We start from the raw sequence: 16,674 nt of genomic DNA, 5'->3' as shown, positions 1-16,674 counted from the left end.
CTGTACGGGCTTGGTAACCTGTACGGGCTTGGTAACCTGTACGGGCTTGGTAACCTGTACGGGCTTGGTAACCAAGCCCCTACTCCCCCTCACCGGAATTATGGGTATTCAACCGGACATGATATGACTTATTACTTATGATTTATTTTCGTTAACTTTTAAAAATAAAACTGTATAGGTTGCCCATAAAATTGCTAAACTACAGCCATCTTAAAAGAATCCCGAATGGAATGGTTTAAAAATGACCTCAATGAAATGTCCTAAATGTCAAGGAAGCCTGGAACCTGTAGTTTATGCTGATGTTGAAGTAGACCGATGCGCTGATTGTCATGGCATTTGGTTTGATTCTCAAGAGGCTCAAACTCTCAAGCAAATAGAGGGTTCTGAGGTTATCGATACGGGTGATCCCAAAATCGGCAGTAAATTTAATGCCATTGAAGATATTAATTGCCCGAAATGCCAAGCCAAGATGACTAAAATGGTTGACTTAAAGCAGTCTCATATTTGGTACGAAAAATGCCCAATCTGTTATGGTATCTGGTTTGATGCTGGGGAATTTAAGGATTATAAACAGGAAGATATTCAGGATATCTTCAAAGGAATCTTCAGTGGGGAACGACGCTGATCAGTGCTGATCAGCTATCGGTGCAAGTTGGGAGTCATCTGGGCAAGTTTTAGGTCATCATCTTACGATAACGAAAGTATATAGCAGTACTAAGACAGGTTAGGACATTCTTTACTGTTCCCTGTTAAGAAGTTCCCTGTTCCCTCTTGGGCTAACTGATGTCCTAACGTATCGCCCGTAGTGCTATATGTATAGGCTTTGCTGGGTTAATCTTCGAGAAGACTTAGCCTACGTTCATTAACCCAACCTACACAATTTTGGCTTAATTCGGTGCCATTGCACTAAATGTCTTCCGACTTATCAATGCTATTGCTAGGGGAAGCATCATATAAAGCATCAAGCTGGGTGCGGGCGTCTTCAACCGTCATTGATTTCATTACCAGCAATGGTTCACTTGTCGGATTCCCGGTATCATCCAACAGTTCGGGATGGGGTACACGAGTATTGCTAGAACTAGACGAGGCAAATGAAGCCTTTCCCGCAGGTGCGTAATGCCGTTGAGCATCTATACCCAAGTTCAGCAAACTGCGAATCAAATTCCTGATCGCGAGAAATGCAATAACGGTAAAGGCAATTATGTAGAGTAGGTGTAACATGGCATCATCCTCCAGACTAAACCGTTGATCTGTTAATCGATTATCTTAGGGTGGTCTTTGAAATTACGTTTTTATCTGTAATCCGTTTAGCTTATCAAACCTGGGCAGAAATTTGATCACTCTCTCGGCTCAATATTGACATTTCCGGAAACCTCTGACTCGGATTCTGCCGATTTCAATGAGCGCCAGCGCATCCCGACTTGCCAACATTCGTTGACTAACCGATGCCATGGCACTAATGTAGCGGGTTCAATCCCCACTTGACCATCTGTCGCTTGAAACAATGTTACCGCCGCATTCACTTCCCGTTGGGCGGTTTTGACTCTATCGAGTAAATCCCTCTGCTGCTGTCGGCTTAAAAAGCTGATCTCCTCGGATTCTAGTAACGAACGCGATCGCGAAAACCAATATCGAAAATCCTCTAAGAGGGGTTGCAGTATCGACTTGAGCAGGTCTTGCTCGTGGGGCTGAGACTGAGGCATGAATCTTAAGTGCTAATTCATCTGTAAATTTATCTTAACGCTAGTTACAATTCTTTACAATAGGCAATTAACTCGGCAACCTGCATTGAATCAAGAAGGTGAGTATCATGGAATGGAGAAAAGGAACCAGGGAAACCGTAGAACTGCTTTCAACCTCAACTCAATGGCACAGTCACCCATGTCCAACCTAGAAGCCCCCCAAAAACCCGAAAAAATCCATTTGCCTCGAACCAGTGAATCCGAGAGGCTGAAAAAAATCCGTCATACCGTCTCTCACGTCATGGCAATGGCGGTGCAGAAGCTGTTTCCGGGGACACAGGTGACAATTGGTCCGTGGATTGAGAATGGCTTTTATTACGACTTCGCCAAACCAGAACCCTTTACCGAGCAAGACTTAAAAGCCATCAAAAAAGAGATGGTGAAAATCCTCAAGCGCAAATTACCCCTAATTCGGGAACAAGTCAGTCGTGAGGAAGCCGAACGCCGGATCAAAGAACTCGGAGAACCCTACAAACTGGAAATCCTCCAGGATTTAGAAGACCCAATCACCATTTATCATCTCGGAGAAGATTGGTGGGACTTGTGCGCCGGACCCCATGTAGAAACCACAGCAGACATTCATCCCAAAGCAATTGACTTAGAAAGTGTCGCTGGCGCATACTGGCGCGGCGATGCAAGCAAGGCGCAACTCCAGCGAATTTACGGCACCGCCTGGGAGACGCCGGAACAACTAACTGAATATAAGCGGCGCAAACAAGAAGCCCTCAAGCGTGATCATCGCAAACTAGGCAAAGACCTGGGACTGTTTATTTTATCCGACCCCGTAGGACCCGGTTTGCCCTTGTGGACACCCAAAGGGACAATCCTGCGGAGTACCTTAGAAGACTTCCTCAAACAGGAGCAAATTAAACGCGGGTATCAGCCTGTAGTCACCCCGCATATTGGTCGCGTGGAGTTGTTTAAGACTTCGGGACATTGGCAGAAATATAAAGAAGACTTGTTCCCAATGATGGGTGAGTCAGAAGCCGAGGGCTTTGTCCTGAAAGCAATGAACTGCCCGTTTCATGTGCAAATCTATAAGCATGAACTGCGTTCCTACCGAGATTTGCCCATGCGCCTCGCGGAGTTTGGCACTGTGTATCGGTATGAACAATCCGGAGAACTGGGCGGATTAACGCGAGTTCGCGGCTTTACCCAAGATGATGCTCATCTGTTTGTCACCCCCGAACAACTGGATGATGAGTTCTTGCGGGTGGTTGATTTAACCCTATCCGTGTTTAACACTCTAGGGCTACAAGATTTTAAAGCCCGTTTGAGTTTCCGTGACCCCAGCCAAGACAAATATATTGGGTCAGATGAGGCGTGGAATAAGGCAGAAAACGCCATTCGTCGGGCAGTCGAAACCTTGGGAATGGGTCATTTTGAAGGGATTGGCGAAGCGGCGTTTTATGGTCCAAAGCTGGATTTCATGTTCCATGATGCCCTCGATCGCGAATGGCAATTAGGGACGGTACAGGTGGACTATAACCTGCCCGAGCGATTTAACTTAGAGTATGTGGCAGAAGATGGCACACGCCAGCGTCCCGTGATGATTCACCGTGCGCCCTTTGGCTCATTGGAGAGGCTGATTGGGATTTTGATTGAGGAGTACGCCGGAGACTTCCCTTTCTGGTTAGCCCCCGTGCAAGCGCGACTGTTACCCGTGAGTGATGAACAGTTACCCTTTGCCAAGGAAGTGGCACAGAAGATGCGCCTAGTGGGAGTTCGAGTGGAAGTCGATACCAGTGGCGATCGCTTACCGAAGATGATTCGCAATGGCGAGAAGGCAAAAATCCCGGTGATGGCGGTTGTCGGGGCGAAGGAGGTTGAGTCTGATAGTCTGAGTGTCCGAATTCGCGAGGCGGGGAAGCAATCCCAAGACTTAGGCGCGATTCCCGTGGCGCAGGTATTGGAACGCATGGAGAGTGCGATCGCTAACCGCCAGAATTTTTAGGTGAGGTTGTTATCACCCTCCTTTGTGATTGTAGAGAAGTAGCATGCTACGTCTCTACAAGGTTTGGATATCTGGAAAAAATAGATCCGAATGCCTAATCATGTTGTAATTGTCTAACCCCATTCATCGATAACGGTTTATAGAGACTACATAAAGCAGCTTTTCGCTTTTCCAAAAGTTTAGCTACCCCATCGATAATAATGTTCACTAGATCAGTATCACAACAGGCTAAAAATTCTTCCGACGTTATTTTTCCTTGAAAAAACTCCTGGGTATCGTGCCACATCTGGCAAATCCCATCAAATCCAATGTACTGAACCACAAAGCTCGTCAGGGGAGAGGTTTGAAAATCAAACGAAATGCTTTGAGCGCGTCCCGCCTCCAATAATTTCCACACTTCCCGTTCTAGAAGCGTTTTCGGGCGATGCGGATTAATCAGTGTGGGAAAATAATCGCCCAAATCACCGATTGAACTGGGTTCATCCCCAAAGTTTCCCATCATAACGCTTAAGGGAACATCTGAACCTAAACGTAAGGATAAGGCTTCTAAAATAGCATTTGCCACCAATTTACTGTCTAAATAGAGCCGCGCTACTTCTAAATTGCGGCGAGCTTGCTCGACAAACTGGAGATAAATTAAATCATTCGGTTCGCCTCGGAATTGTCTGAAAATCAGTTCGGCGTTCAGGAATTTCATGAAAACTGCCATTTTTTGGATGGCAACTCGATAATCCCTAACGGTATACGACTCTGACTTTTTCAACCTATGATTCGTTTCCGGTAATAACTTCCAGGTGTTGGATAAGAAAACCGCCGAACTCGGATGAGCAAATCCACCCACATCTCGGTTCGCTAGCCGCACTGAACGCTTCACGGTTTCTAGGAGTTCAGCACTTGTTAAGTTAAGATTAAATCGCTGATTGATCGATTTCAAACACTGATATAATTCTTCACTAGGGCTTAACCCAAAATCGGATTGAGTGCGGAAGGGAATAGTCGCTTCGATACAAGCTACAACCTGAACAATCAACGCTGGCGTCAGCAAAGGCTCTAATAGTTTAGCTGCAACAATCGCACTTAAAAACTCATTTTGTCCGGTAAAGGGAAATAGTTCCTCTCCTGGCGCAACCTTAAACAGGGTGGCGACTAGCTCAAACAGGGTATCCTGTTCACCTGGATTATCGGTGCGGACAAAAAACTTCCCTCTCTCCTCTTCAATAAAAGGAGCAAGATAAGGCGTCAGGTTAAACGGAATACTCCCATCAACTTGCACGTAGATAATATCGTGAAATAAAGCCGCCAGAACTTCAATGGCGTCCGTAGAGCCGCCCACCTCTAAAATATGTTCGATAGAATGAAAATAGCGCCAGGGACCCATCATCGTTTGTACGATGATTTTGGCAAGATTCGCAAGCTGAGATTGGGAAACGTTAACATCGAGCTGATCGGTTGCCCAGATGAGCTTGTCTAAACATTTCTGATGATTATTATCAAAGTTCATAATGTAAGCTTAACTCATTGGAATTTTAAAAGTGCTATTATAACTATATACAGCTTAAACAGCTATTTGCCAGGAAAAGAAAGGCAAAGTAGGAACGTTTGGGTTGTTGGCTCTTCGCTGCGCTCCATGACATGGTTTTGCTCCTTTGGTTTTGCTCCTTCGTTGGCTAGTTAGGCATGGTTTTGAATTCAGTCTCTTATTTCTCCATTCAAAGGCTTTACCACCGAGAAATCTAACTTGGGATGAGCAGCTTTCAACGAAATAAGAGGTTTTTCGGATTGTCGTTGCCATGATGTGGTATAATTAGCTTTATTTTAAATTGTGAATGATTTTTCGCTGATTTTACCTCAGCTAGATGTTTGATTGGATATGCGCCAATTGGCTGAGTTTCTCAAAAGAGAATTTTAAATTGGTGGTAGTGAAAGGTAGAAGCGGTAACTTTTTCTGATTTCCTCTCTGGGAAAAGATTACCTATTTTCCTCTCCTCTGCCTTAAAGGAGTGGGAGAGCACAGCAGCGGAGGAAAGGAAGACATTTAATTTGTATCTCGTATTATTTGATACATTTTTTTATTTAATTTCTATTATAGACCAAGGTTTATGAACTTAGCTTCTATGAGCGATCGCCCTCCCGTGAATGCATCTACCTTAACCTCTATCCTTTGGCAAGCCCAGCAGGAACTGTTACCGCCTAGTCAATTCTATCGTCTCTGCCAACATGCCCGTCAGGAATTGGGTCAGACCCGATTATACTTTTATACTCCTGATTCAACATTCATTGATTTAAACAACGGAATTGGAGCGCGGGGAATTAGACTATTTCTCGACCATTTAGCCCAATATGTACGGGGGACTGTTCAGGAAGGCGATCGCACAATATTCTCCCTCAAACGAGTCAGAATCCGGCTAAAACACAAGACCAAAAGGATAATTCTGATCAAAAAAGAAGCAGAGTATTGCCCGTCTCCCCTGTTTACCCAAGCCATGAAAATTGAAGTAGAAATAGCTGGAGCGGGAATGATTGGTCGGGTGGCTCGTCTGAGGATAAAGGACAAAGATTTTGCCTTTAAAGCGTTTTTTGATCCCGACTTTGTGTGGCAGCACGGACCTTGGGCAGAAATTCCCATCGGGATTCGCTTAAAATATTGTCAGGTGACTAAAGATGTGCCAGAATTTTTGTTTTCTGGTCTGGATTGGGCGGTATGGGAATGGATTTATCCCCACAGTCATCCCCAATCCCGAAAACAGGGGATTACATACCAGCAGTTTGCTCAAACAGAAGGACTGACGAAACTGAATCCCTTAAATCGAAATAACTATAATCCCCATAATATACGACTTGATCCAGGCGGAATTCAGAAAGCCTATTGGGGAAGACGATTTCAGGATTTTTTCCGCAGCCTTCTGTTTTATGCGCGGAAAGTTCGCCGAGAAGGATGGAAGTCCCTGACGCCATACCTAAAACCGGAAAAACTCCGCTATTTATGGGTGCGATTGGTTTCACTGATCATAAGTGGGGGGGAGTCCGAGGTCGGTATCGTCGATAATGAATTGGCAGACTGTATTGACAAGGAAAAGCAATGTCAAACACCGTAAATTATCATAAGCGGAGTCGTTATTTCTTAATATAAATTAGCGATTGACCTGCTCTAAAAGTTGGAGTAAGATTATTTTTTTGCTCAAGGGATAGATAAGACTTTATTCCTAGCCATAATGCTATACCCGACGAAAAATCCGGCATCTAGCAAGGACATTCTTTATGCAGCCAGAACAGCTACAGCAAATAAAAGGCTACTACCTTGAGGCTGCCGAAGCACACCTGCAACTCATTGAGCAGCATTTGCTGCATCTGCGAAGCACGCTCAAAGAGCCAGACCAAGTGAATGAACTCTGCCACGCGACTCGTTGTGGTATCGTGGGGGGGGCTAACCTGCTGCCAATTAGTCAGCTTCATATCCAAGGGATTCATCAAGCAGGTTTATGCTTGGTGGATTGTGTTAATTTGATTCGACAGCAGGGTTCACTCAAGGTTGACCAGAGGTTGCAGGCATTTTTAATGCAAGTGTTTTACGCCTTGAAAAAATTAATTGATGGGATGAAGGAACCCTCTAGCTTAACCGACGAGCAGGTAACGCACATTATTGCCACAACTGAGTCAATCAGGGAGCAACTCAAGGATCACCTCAAAGGGTTAATTCAGCGATCGCGTCACCAGTCGTCTGCTAACCTGGACACAGAGTCAGCTCAGGAAACTGAGGCGCTCTCTATTGATGATTTGCAATCTTTAATCGATGAACTCTTGCAGGATAGTTAAATCCGTGAGTCTAAATAAACTTAACGATATTAAGTTGTGTAAACGCCCCTCCACCCCTGATCAATGATCAAGGACAAAGGACAAATGACAAATGACGATCCGATCACTTTTTGTAATAGATTCGTAAATGCCCTTCCACTCAAAGATTATCCAATGCTATGATTGTCGGTTGAAGCCTAAACCATTACCTCTTCATTTGGGAATGCATCTTCATTTTTAAGCGAGCCAAACGCAGCAGACGAGGCGCTATGGAAACAGTAGGCGTGTTAATCTCAGGTTGCATTTTACACTTGTCCGGTTACAACTCTAGTCGGTGACGATTCAGAGGCGCAAGCCAAACGGCTGAGTGGAAAACTGATGCTGCGATCGCGAGATCACATAATCCTACCCTTTAATCACGAGGCTAAGGTTTCACTTGTCCCTACTTTTCTGAATAGGAATCAGCCCACATGAGTACAGTTTTACTAGTTGAAGACAACGCCAGTCAGATGGATCTGATCGAGAACTATCTGCACGAAGGGGGTCACACCGTTATCCGAGTGTCTAAGCCCAAAGAGGCGGTGACTCACGCAACCAACAAAAAACCCGATGTGATTATTACAGATGTTGTCATGCCAGGAATGAGTGGTTTTGAGTTGTGTCGAAAACTTAAAGGTCATCCGGCAACAGCTAACATTCCTATTATAATTTGTTCCTCTAAAAATCAAGAAATTGACCGTCTTTGGGGCATGAAACAGGGAGCTAAAGCTTATTTAACGAAGCCTTTTTCCCAAGAGCAACTCAATCGTGCGGTTAAATTGGCAATGGCATAATTTTAGTTTGGCGTAAGACTCCGATGGGTGCATCCCATTTTAGGCGACAGGTGTCACAGGGAACAGGGAACAGGAATTGAAAAATTCTTAAATCACCTATTTACTATCGGTAGGTAAACGGCTACGTCAATAAATATAAAGATATTGTAAAATTTAATTAGAGTTATTTTTTTCAAATGTTGATTACCCTGTTTAAAAGCAAGTTGCATCGGGTAAAAGTAACCGATGCCTGCCTGCACTATGATGGCTCAATTACCATTGATGAGGAACTCCTAAAAGCGGCAAATATTTTGCCTTACGAAAAAGTACAGGTTGTCAATGTTAATAATGGCTCTCGTCTGGAAACCTACACCATTCCTGGGGAATGGGGAAGTCGTGTCATCTGCTTGAATGGTCCGGCGGCTCGTCTGAACGCTGTGGGAGACAACGTGATTGTAATTGCTTACGCTCAGATGACACCAGAAGAAGCGCTTCTACATCATCCCAAAGTCGTCAAAGTGGATGAATCCAACAATCCATTATAGTTTTTTTTACCACACCTGGGTATTATGGGTATGATGACAGATTGGGTATTATGACAGATAAAGATTCGGAATCAGTCAAAGTATGGTGCAGTGAAATCACAGCAGCCTATACCTTAGAACAACGAAAACGCTGGTACAGTGATGTCGCCAATATCTATCATCAAGCCCGACCACGCTATCCTAAAACCCTAATCCATCGCGCTGTTGAGTTAGCTCGACTTCCCGCTCAAGCTACCATTCTAGAAATAGGATGTGGTCCAGGAATTGCTACTGTCGAATTTGCTGAATTAGGCTTCTCCATGGTTTGCTTAGAGCCAAGCCCAGCCGCGTGTAAACTCGCCAAAAGCAACTGTTCAGCCTATCCCAATGTGGAGATTATCAATACAACCTTTGAAGAATGGCAGCTAGAACCTGGGCGATTCAACGCTATTCTTGCCGCGACTTCTATGCATTGGGTTTCACCCGAAATTAGGGTGAAAAAATCGGCTCAGGCTTTGCCAGACAATGGGTCTATAATTATGTTGTGGAATACACCGCCGCACCCCAATGATGAAATTTGTCATCAATTAGATGAAGTTTATCAAACTCAAGCACCATCTATTCCCAAATTTGCCAGATATGGCTCTATAGAAACCCATGAAGCAAACCTAAAAGAAATTGAACAAGATTTTATTAACTCAGGTTTATTCCAGAATTTTTTGTCAGAACAGTTAGTTTGTCATACGACTCATAGTATTGATGAGTATTTGACACTTTTGAGGACAATATCACCCTACATAAAGTTAGAGTCGCTGCAACGAGCGTCCTTATTTTCCGGTTTGAGAGAAGTATTAGAGAGAACCTGTACAGGAAGGATCAAAACGTCCTATCTTTCCGCTTTGCAAATTGCCCATGTCAATCACTGGTAAGTGGGTGGACACAATTAAAGTTAACGGTTGAGATTAGGGAACAGGGAATGGGGAACAGGGAACAGTAAGGGTTTGAGGGTTATTTACACAACTTAATACAGTACCGTTTTCTTTTGTCCGACTACTTATTCGCTTAATTTGGGTTAACTACACCCTTTCATTGACCGACTACCATTGGGCATAGTCGCTCCACAAAAATTCGTGAGATAGACATTCGCGGTATTAATCTTAGCTTTGCGTAAATTGGCGTTAACTAAGTTTGTGCTAATTAGCGACGCATTACTTAAATTAGCCCCTTTCAAGTTGGCACTATTGAAGTTTGTCCCATTCAAATTAGCGCCATCTAGAGAAGCACCACTCAAATCCGCTTCGGCTAAATTGGCATTACTCAAATTCGCACTATCTAATATAGCTTCCTTGAGGTTAGCACCGCTTAAGTCTGCACCATTGAGATCAATCTTACTCAAGTCACAGCCAGCGCAATCTCTCGCTTTGGCTATCCTTGCCTGCATTTCGGCGCTAGTCTCTTCGACAGTCACGCCCATACAGGCAGACGTACTAACAAGTAATAGTGGAATAATTAGGTTTAGGGGTTTCATATCACGTCAGGTTTTTAAGGTTCTACCACTTAAAATTTGATCTGGGCGGGTTGAGTTGCATCTGTGGTTTATTAAATTCTAAGTTACAATAGAAATTTATGCATTTAAACGATAATAATATCGAAACATTTTGAATTGACGTAGGGGTTTGGTCTCCAAACCCTCCAAACCCTCCAAACCCTCCAAACCCTCCAAACCCTCCAAACCCTCAACCCTGATTTCCCAACCCCGCCGTAGGGATGTAGATAAGGATTTGGAAACCAAATCCCTACAGAAATGATTACCATTTTGATGGGTTATTTGGATGTAATTGATCATTTTCCCAACGCCATGGATTGTCAATTATATATTGCCTCAAAATGTTGAGCGTTTTTTCATTACGGATAATATGCTCATAATAGTTCCGTTGCCAAAACCTAGTTCCCATTGAACCTCGTTTTTGATTGATTAATTTAGTCGTTTGATATTTGAAATAAGCGATGATTTTTCCAAGTTGTGTTTTTTGCACAAAAAATGGATTAGGGGGTTTGGAAACCAAACCCGTACAAGAATTGGGGGAATTGGGAGGATTGGGGGGTTTGGAAACCAAACCCGTACAGATGATGCCGTGAAAGTGATTAGGCATAATAACGGCAGCATCAATTTCTAGGTTGTCAAAATGATGGGGCAGATAGTTCCAAACCTGATCAGTGATTTCGCCATATTCATTGAGTTGCAGCCTTTGATTCGTGATAGTGCCAAGTAAACATTCACGGTTTTGAACACAGATTGTCACAAAATAAGCCCCCGCCTGATTATAGTCATAGGATTTCAGGCGAATTGAACGTCGATGATGAATTTGAGGATTATATGTTTTAACCATCCCACTTGCCCTTACCGACCTACTAATTTATCCCGCAGATGCTTAATTTTATCGCGATATTGGGCAGCTTCCTCAAATTCCAGATTCTTCGCCGCATCCTTCATCTGAGTTTCTAATTGACTAATTAACTCAGGAATCTGTTCTAAGGGTAAATCCTCTACTTGTTCAGAAACCTTTGCCAACTGTTGATGATTCAACCGTCGCGATACATCCAAGAATGCCAAAATCGCATTACTGGATTTTTTGACAATCGGTTGGGGGGTAATCCCATGCATTCGGTTATATGCCAATTGAATTCCCCGACGCCGTTCTGTCTCATCAATTGCTTTTGCCATGCTATCGGTGAGATTATCAGCATAGAGAATCGCTTGTCCCCGAACATGACGCGCCGCCCGACCAATGGTTTGAATCAAGGAACGTGCTGCCCGGAGGAATCCTTCTTTATCGGCATCTAAAATAGCCACCAGAGAGACTTCCGGCAAATCTAATCCCTCACGTAATAAATTCACACCAATGAGTACATCAAAAGCCCCCTCCCGCAATGATTGCAAAATTTCAATCCGTTCAATTGAATTAATTTCCGAATGCAAGTAGCGCACGCGAATGCCGCGATCCTGTAAATATTCGGTTAAATCTTCCGCCATGCGCTTGGTTAAGGTTGTTACCAGTACCCGTTCTTTTTTGGATGCGCGTTCCTGAATTTCCGCGAATAAATCATCCACTTGACCTTCGGTGGGACGGACAAAAATTTCTGGGTCAACCACCCCGGTGGGACGAATCACTTGTTCCACAACTTGGTCTTGGGACTGTTCAATTTCCCAATCTCCAGGAGTAGCGGAAACAAAGATACATTGGTTAACTTTTGTCCAAAATTCTTCGGCTTTCAGGGGACGATTATCTGCTGCACTGGGTAAGCGAAACCCATGGTCAATTAACACCCGTTTCCGGGCTTGGTCGCCGTTATACATCCCCCGAATTTGCGGGACAGTGACGTGAGATTCATCCACGACTAATAACCAATCGTCGGGGAAATAATCAATTAAACATTCTGGGGGTTCACCCGCCCTGCGTCCAGCGAGGTGACGGGAATAGTTTTCCACACCATTACAATATCCCACTTCACGCAAGAGTTCTAGATCATAGCGGGTGCGTTGGTCTAAGCGTTGGGCTTCAAGTAATTTGCCAGCCTGTTGTAATGTGGTGATTTGTTCCTGGAGTTCTGTTTCAATGGCGTTACAGGCTTCCTCTAATCGTTCATCGGGGGTAACAAAGTGACGGGCGGGGTAGATATTGAGGGCGTTGAGACTTTGGATAATTCCACCAGTTACCGGGTCAACATAGCGGATTGCATCAATCTCATCACCAAAGAATTCGACGCGAATAATTCTATCTTCATAAGCCGGACCAATTTCGAGTACATCTCCCTTGACTCGGAACCGTCCCCGCCCCATTTCTATATCATTGCGGGAATATTGTACGGAGGCTAAATCGCGCAGGAGTTGACGCTGATTTAATTCTGTACCCACTCGTAGGGGAATCGCGGCTTTGAGGTATTCTGAGGGGATACCCAAGCCATAGATACAGCTAATCGATGCTACCACAATCACATCTCGCCTCTCAAAGAGCGATCGCGTGGCGGAATGGCGCAGCATATCGATTTCATCGTTAATCGCGGCGCTTTTTTCGATATAGGTATCACTGACGGGAATATAGGCTTCTGGTTGGTAGTAGTCGTAGTAGGAGACAAAATACTCCACCGCATTCTGGGGAAAGAAGTCCCGCAATTCGTTACAGAGTTGGGCGGCTAAGGTTTTATTGTGCGCCAGTACCAGAGTGGGTTTACCCATCTGTTCGATGACTCTGGCTACGGTATGGGTTTTACCCGTTCCCGTCGCGCCGAGGAGGGTTTGGAAACGGTTACCCGCTTGCAGAGACGTTGTTAGGCGGGAAATGGCTTGGGGTTGGTCGCCCTTGGCTTCAAAGGGGGCTTGCAGATCAAAGGGTATCATTGGTCATTTGTCCTTTGTCATTTGTCCTTTGTCATTTGTCCTTTGTCCTTTGTCAGGAAACAGGAAATTCATCATTCATCGTGCCTGCTTTGGTTTAGGGTAAAAGGAATAACGATTAACTTTTACAATGAACCGACTGCAAAAAGCCATTACAATTTTCGGCATAACTGCCACGGTGAATGCCTGGGGTATCATTCCCTCTATCTGCGACAACGGGACACTCTTTAGTATAGCTACTGCTAGAGCGGGACAAAATGGGGAACAGGGGGTTCGGGTCAAGCCTCAATCTAGAGAGGTTCAAGTTTCTCCCTCAGAATCAGTTGTCCCCAATCAACTCACTCAGTCGGACTCTGCGCCAAGAATGAGCCGTCCTTTGACGGATGAACTTGATGTCAGCCTTTTAGCTAAAACCGTTGCTAATTTTATTCAAGCCGAACGCTATCAAACGGAATCCGAAATGCAATTCAGTTTTGAGGCACAGGGTTTTATCGGTCAATTTTCGGTGTTGATTAAAACCATTGCCCAATCTCCTCAGCAGTTTCGCACCGAAATTTCTACACCTGAGTCAGGCGGATTTGCCCAACCGACTTATATTCTGGTTTCTGATGGTGATCAGGTATGGATTTATAACCCGGAATTAAAGCAATACACAGTCATGGATTATCAAGATTTTAATCAGTCGAATGATAACTTTTTTATTGGGTTTTCTTCAATGCTTTTTCTAGAAATGTCTGCTCCTTTTAGGCAAGCCTTTGCTGACGGTATAGTGACGCCAGAGGGAGTGATTGATCAGCTTGAATCGGTTTTTAAGGCGGAAGATGATATGCCGTTGCAGGGTAATATTCTAAATTTAGAGGGACAAGACTACTATGCCTATCGCTATAAGGATCGCCAAGCCGGATTTACGTTCACATTTTTGGTGGAACCGAATACAGCCGCAGTTGATCAGCTCCAAATTAGTGGGAAAGCGGACGGAATGGATATCAAGATGACCGAAGACATTATTCGCCGTGTGCCATCTCCTATTGTTTCTGCTGATACTTTTACCTTTTATCCGCCAGCCGGGGTTACTCAGGTGGAGTCTATGGAAATTGACATTTTCTAGGAAATAGCTGAGGATTAATAATAGCTTGAATTTGACTGGTTTGACTTGTTTGCTTCAAGTTGTAGTGCATTACCATTTAACTGGAGATGACCTTGATTAATAGACCCCTGAGAATTATCGCGATCGCGCTTTTTTCGACGCTGCTGATGTTCGTGTACGGCTGTCAGCCAGCGGACAATGTGACGGAGGAACCTGTGACCGAACCCCAAGAAGAAGTCACGGAACAACAAGCTAGCACCGCCACAGCTATAATCAGTAGCACTACTGATCCCTCAGAAGTCCTGGGAGAGGCTGAGTTTACCAACACGGCGGACGGTATGTTGATTGAAGTGACGATGACAAATGCTCCACCTGGAGAACGGGCTTTCCACATTCATGAATCGGGTAGTTGTGCGGATCAAGGGAATGCGGCTGGTGGTCATTTTAATCCCGATAATGTCGAACATGGATTAATTACTGAAGATGGGTTTGAAAATGCTCATGCGGGAGATTTAGGCAATATTACGATTGCGGAAGATGGTACGGGAACAAAAAGTCTAACGGTTGAGCGACTCACATTTACGGAAGGGAAATATGCCATTGGGAATCGGTCAGTGATTCTTCATGAAAAGCCCGATGATTTTGGTCAGCCGACGGGTAATGCTGGTGGACGAGTTGGCTGTGGAATTATTGAAGTGACTAAAACGTAGGCAGAGCATTCTAGTTGGTGGTCATAAAAATAGCGATCGCACTGTCATCGAAAACCCTTGACTTTTAATTATAATCAGTATAATGATAACTGAACCATGATGAACCCAGAGAAAGTAGATAGGCAACTCACTAATGAAAACCACAGATATTGAACAAGCAGTCTTAAATCGCTTGCGTATACTACCCATTGAGAAGCAGCAAGAAGTCCTCGATTTTGTCGAATTTATTGGGCAAAAATTGGGAAAGCAAACACCCGATTCTAGTTCATCGGTTAAACTCCAACAAGAACACCCATCTCTGAGTGAAATCGCCAAACTACCCATTGCAGAACGCCATCAAATTCTAGCTTCCTTCATTCCCGCTACAGCCAATGATTTTTTAACTGATCCCGATTTAACAGAGTTTTCCGTTCTAGATGGGGAAGATTGGGAGAGTGAGTATGACTAATCCTAAAAGAGGTGAGGTTTGGTTAGTGCAACTTGATCCAACTAGAGGTCAAGAAATACAAAAAACACGACCAGCCGTAGTCATTAGCGCTGACGTTTTGGGTGCTATTCCTATGAGAATTATTGTTCCCATAGCAAAATGGCAGCAAAAATTCGCAAGTCGTCCTTTTATGGTTCCTATCGTTAGAAACGCGGAAAATGGACTTAATGTTAATTCAGCCGGAAATGTTTTACAAGTCCGTAGTGTAACAACCGAGAGGTTTGTGCAGTGTTTGGGAAAAGTTTCCCCCCAAGTCCTTCAAGAATTACTAGCTGGTTTAATTATTTGCATTGACTATACATTAGACAATATTAATCCCTAATACCTATCTCTATCACAAAACTTATTTAACAAATCTAACTTAGTAATAGTAAGGATTATCGGGTTCAGGAACTTTTTCAATCTCATTCGCGTCAATCACCAATTGTCGTTTATCTTGTAATGTTTCTGTCATCATTTTTCCTTTAACTTGTATCCAGGTATCTGGTTGATAAGCGTTACGATTTCCCGGAAGTTTCACGGGTAAACTGACTGGATAAGCATCCGCTGCACAGCAGGTAATTACAAAGCGAGTTACTAATAAATAATTCGAGGATAGGTTTTGGGGATAAACCACAAACCCTTTAACATTAACCGCTTGACCCGCATATTCATCAGGTTCAGGATAAACACTTAGAGTGCGAATCCATTCAATTAGCGATCGCGCTTCGGGTTTGCTGAGGCTGCGAAAGGATTGGGGCTGGGTGCGGGTGGCGGTTAAGGATTCCATGACACCCCGTTGAATCGCTATCTGGCTGGTAAAGACTTTGGGTTCGACTAATAACCCTAAAATCGCCGTGGCTATTAGCAATCCTGTACTCCAACCCGGTGGAAACCAGCTAATATGTTGCATCATCGGCATCGTTTTGGGATTTCGGGGTGGTAATTGACCGATGACTTGAATGGCTTTTAACACCGCCAGCACTAGCAGAAGTATCCCAGTTCCTAGAACTAAGGCAAAGTAATTCGGGTGAATGAGTAACTGTAATTTGCCACTGACCCAGTATTGAATCAACAAAATACCCCAGATGCCTAGGGTGATAATATCGAGGATGGGTAGTAAAAGATTTGGTTTTTTTATCATTGGTCATTGGTCATTGGTCATTGGTCATTGGTCATTGGTCATTGGTC

At 44.1% G+C, this 16,674-nt stretch carries 18 protein-coding genes; 11 read left to right on the top strand and 7 right to left on the bottom strand.

The genetic code is table 11. The features are described 5' to 3' along the window. Positions 1-241: 241 nt before the first annotated feature. Entirely contained in the window at positions 242-625 is a 384-nt protein-coding gene (locus ACLFWI_RS12620; protein WP_446413227.1) for a zf-TFIIB domain-containing protein, read from the top strand. Between the two features lie 281 nt (positions 626-906). Here the strand turns inward: ACLFWI_RS12620 and ACLFWI_RS12615 are convergent, their stop codons facing one another. Both ACLFWI_RS12615 and ACLFWI_RS12610 read right to left on the bottom strand, forming a co-directional pair. Next, positions 907-1,221, bottom strand: a complete 315-nt coding sequence (locus ACLFWI_RS12615; protein ID WP_446410270.1) for a DUF2973 domain-containing protein — start codon at positions 1,219-1,221, stop codon at positions 907-909. 116 nt (positions 1,222-1,337) lie between these two features. Next, positions 1,338-1,703, bottom strand: coding sequence for a DUF2605 domain-containing protein (locus ACLFWI_RS12610; protein ID WP_446413226.1), 366 nt, complete (start codon positions 1,701-1,703; stop codon positions 1,338-1,340). A 163-nt stretch (positions 1,704-1,866) separates the two neighbouring features. On the opposite strand from ACLFWI_RS12610, the gene thrS reads away from it, so the two are divergent. Next, entirely contained in the window at positions 1,867-3,696 is a 1,830-nt protein-coding gene (thrS, locus tag ACLFWI_RS12605) for a threonine--tRNA ligase (protein WP_446413225.1), read from the top strand. 94 nt (positions 3,697-3,790) lie between these two features. On the opposite strand, the gene ACLFWI_RS12600 is transcribed toward thrS, so the two are convergent. Further along, a complete protein-coding gene (locus ACLFWI_RS12600; protein WP_446413224.1) occupies positions 3,791-5,197 on the bottom strand; it encodes a hypothetical protein in 1,407 nt (468 codons plus the stop codon). 598 nt (positions 5,198-5,795) lie between these two features. Here ACLFWI_RS12600 and ACLFWI_RS12595 point away from each other — a divergent pair. The 5 genes from ACLFWI_RS12595 to ACLFWI_RS12575 all read left to right on the top strand — a co-directional run bounded on the left by ACLFWI_RS12595 (position 5,796) and on the right by ACLFWI_RS12575 (position 9,753). Then, positions 5,796-6,791: a hypothetical protein gene (locus ACLFWI_RS12595; protein WP_446413223.1), complete on the top strand. Its 996-nt coding sequence runs from the start codon at positions 5,796-5,798 to the stop codon at positions 6,789-6,791. Positions 6,792-6,954: 163 nt separating this feature from the next. Beyond that, entirely contained in the window at positions 6,955-7,509 is a 555-nt protein-coding gene (locus ACLFWI_RS12590) for a hypothetical protein (RefSeq protein ID WP_446413222.1), read from the top strand. Positions 7,510-7,958: 449 nt separating this feature from the next. After that, positions 7,959-8,321: a response regulator gene (locus ACLFWI_RS12585; protein ID WP_446346262.1), complete on the top strand. Its 363-nt coding sequence runs from the start codon at positions 7,959-7,961 to the stop codon at positions 8,319-8,321. A 176-nt stretch (positions 8,322-8,497) separates the two neighbouring features. Beyond that, positions 8,498-8,845: an aspartate 1-decarboxylase gene (panD, locus tag ACLFWI_RS12580; protein ID WP_446391035.1), complete on the top strand. Its 348-nt coding sequence runs from the start codon at positions 8,498-8,500 to the stop codon at positions 8,843-8,845. A 50-nt stretch (positions 8,846-8,895) separates the two neighbouring features. Continuing rightward, positions 8,896-9,753, top strand: coding sequence for a class I SAM-dependent methyltransferase (locus ACLFWI_RS12575; protein ID WP_446413221.1), 858 nt, complete (start codon positions 8,896-8,898; stop codon positions 9,751-9,753). 143 nt (positions 9,754-9,896) lie between these two features. Here the strand turns inward: ACLFWI_RS12575 and ACLFWI_RS12570 are convergent, their stop codons facing one another. The 3 genes from ACLFWI_RS12570 to uvrB form a co-directional block, all read right to left on the bottom strand. Continuing rightward, a complete protein-coding gene (locus tag ACLFWI_RS12570) occupies positions 9,897-10,352 on the bottom strand; it encodes a pentapeptide repeat-containing protein (RefSeq protein ID WP_446413220.1) in 456 nt (151 codons plus the stop codon). Between the two features lie 280 nt (positions 10,353-10,632). Beyond that, positions 10,633-11,214: a transposase gene (locus tag ACLFWI_RS12565; protein WP_446413219.1), complete on the bottom strand. Its 582-nt coding sequence runs from the start codon at positions 11,212-11,214 to the stop codon at positions 10,633-10,635. Between the two features lie 11 nt (positions 11,215-11,225). Beyond that, positions 11,226-13,223 carry an excinuclease ABC subunit UvrB gene (gene uvrB, locus ACLFWI_RS12560; RefSeq protein WP_446413218.1) on the bottom strand — a complete coding sequence of 666 codons (1,998 nt, stop codon included), beginning with the start codon at positions 13,221-13,223 and terminating at the stop codon, positions 11,226-11,228. 127 nt (positions 13,224-13,350) lie between these two features. On the opposite strand from uvrB, the gene ACLFWI_RS12555 reads away from it, so the two are divergent. The 4 genes from ACLFWI_RS12555 (at position 13,351) to ACLFWI_RS12540 (ending at position 15,826) form a co-directional block, all read left to right on the top strand. After that, positions 13,351-14,328, top strand: coding sequence for an outer-membrane lipoprotein carrier protein LolA (locus ACLFWI_RS12555; protein ID WP_446413217.1), 978 nt, complete (start codon positions 13,351-13,353; stop codon positions 14,326-14,328). 86 nt (positions 14,329-14,414) lie between these two features. After that, positions 14,415-15,017 carry a superoxide dismutase family protein gene (locus tag ACLFWI_RS12550; RefSeq protein WP_446413216.1) on the top strand — a complete coding sequence of 201 codons (603 nt, stop codon included), beginning with the start codon at positions 14,415-14,417 and terminating at the stop codon, positions 15,015-15,017. A 133-nt stretch (positions 15,018-15,150) separates the two neighbouring features. Further along, positions 15,151-15,465, top strand: coding sequence for a hypothetical protein (locus ACLFWI_RS12545; RefSeq protein ID WP_446413215.1), 315 nt, complete (start codon positions 15,151-15,153; stop codon positions 15,463-15,465). After that, a complete protein-coding gene (locus tag ACLFWI_RS12540; protein ID WP_446413214.1) occupies positions 15,458-15,826 on the top strand; it encodes a type II toxin-antitoxin system PemK/MazF family toxin in 369 nt (122 codons plus the stop codon). Before ACLFWI_RS12545 ends, ACLFWI_RS12540 begins: the two co-directional genes overlap by 8 nt. A gap of 39 nt (positions 15,827-15,865) precedes the next feature. Here ACLFWI_RS12540 and ACLFWI_RS12535 read toward each other — a convergent pair whose 3' ends face one another. Next, positions 15,866-16,627, bottom strand: coding sequence for a TIGR03943 family putative permease subunit (locus tag ACLFWI_RS12535; RefSeq protein WP_446413213.1), 762 nt, complete (start codon positions 16,625-16,627; stop codon positions 15,866-15,868). Positions 16,628-16,674 lie beyond the last annotated feature (47 nt).

Origin of the sequence: Coleofasciculus sp., from assembly GCF_046539235.1 — a bacterium.
Lineage (GTDB): Bacteria > Cyanobacteriota > Cyanobacteriia > Cyanobacteriales > Coleofasciculaceae > Coleofasciculus.
This window is presented reverse-complemented; position numbering and strand designations above follow the sequence as displayed.

Coding starts and splice junctions, on each gene's coding strand:
- ACLFWI_RS12620 (WP_446413227.1), top strand. CDS start 242: ATGACCTCAATGAAATGTCCTAAATGTCAAGGAAGCCTGGAACCTGTA.
- ACLFWI_RS12615 (WP_446410270.1), bottom strand. CDS start 1,221: ATGTTACACCTACTCTACATAATTGCCTTTACCGTTATTGCATTTCTC.
- ACLFWI_RS12610 (WP_446413226.1), bottom strand. CDS start 1,703: ATGCCTCAGTCTCAGCCCCACGAGCAAGACCTGCTCAAGTCGATACTG.
- thrS (WP_446413225.1), top strand. CDS start 1,867: ATGGCACAGTCACCCATGTCCAACCTAGAAGCCCCCCAAAAACCCGAA.
- ACLFWI_RS12600 (WP_446413224.1), bottom strand. CDS start 5,197: ATGAACTTTGATAATAATCATCAGAAATGTTTAGACAAGCTCATCTGG.
- ACLFWI_RS12595 (WP_446413223.1), top strand. CDS start 5,796: ATGAACTTAGCTTCTATGAGCGATCGCCCTCCCGTGAATGCATCTACC.
- ACLFWI_RS12590 (WP_446413222.1), top strand. CDS start 6,955: ATGCAGCCAGAACAGCTACAGCAAATAAAAGGCTACTACCTTGAGGCT.
- ACLFWI_RS12585 (WP_446346262.1), top strand. CDS start 7,959: ATGAGTACAGTTTTACTAGTTGAAGACAACGCCAGTCAGATGGATCTG.
- panD (WP_446391035.1), top strand. CDS start 8,498: ATGTTGATTACCCTGTTTAAAAGCAAGTTGCATCGGGTAAAAGTAACC.
- ACLFWI_RS12575 (WP_446413221.1), top strand. CDS start 8,896: ATGACAGATAAAGATTCGGAATCAGTCAAAGTATGGTGCAGTGAAATC.
- ACLFWI_RS12570 (WP_446413220.1), bottom strand. CDS start 10,352: ATGAAACCCCTAAACCTAATTATTCCACTATTACTTGTTAGTACGTCT.
- ACLFWI_RS12565 (WP_446413219.1), bottom strand. CDS start 11,214: ATGGTTAAAACATATAATCCTCAAATTCATCATCGACGTTCAATTCGC.
- uvrB (WP_446413218.1), bottom strand. CDS start 13,223: ATGATACCCTTTGATCTGCAAGCCCCCTTTGAAGCCAAGGGCGACCAA.
- ACLFWI_RS12555 (WP_446413217.1), top strand. CDS start 13,351: ATGAACCGACTGCAAAAAGCCATTACAATTTTCGGCATAACTGCCACG.
- ACLFWI_RS12550 (WP_446413216.1), top strand. CDS start 14,415: ATGACCTTGATTAATAGACCCCTGAGAATTATCGCGATCGCGCTTTTT.
- ACLFWI_RS12545 (WP_446413215.1), top strand. CDS start 15,151: ATGAAAACCACAGATATTGAACAAGCAGTCTTAAATCGCTTGCGTATA.
- ACLFWI_RS12540 (WP_446413214.1), top strand. CDS start 15,458: ATGACTAATCCTAAAAGAGGTGAGGTTTGGTTAGTGCAACTTGATCCA.
- ACLFWI_RS12535 (WP_446413213.1), bottom strand. CDS start 16,627: ATGATAAAAAAACCAAATCTTTTACTACCCATCCTCGATATTATCACC.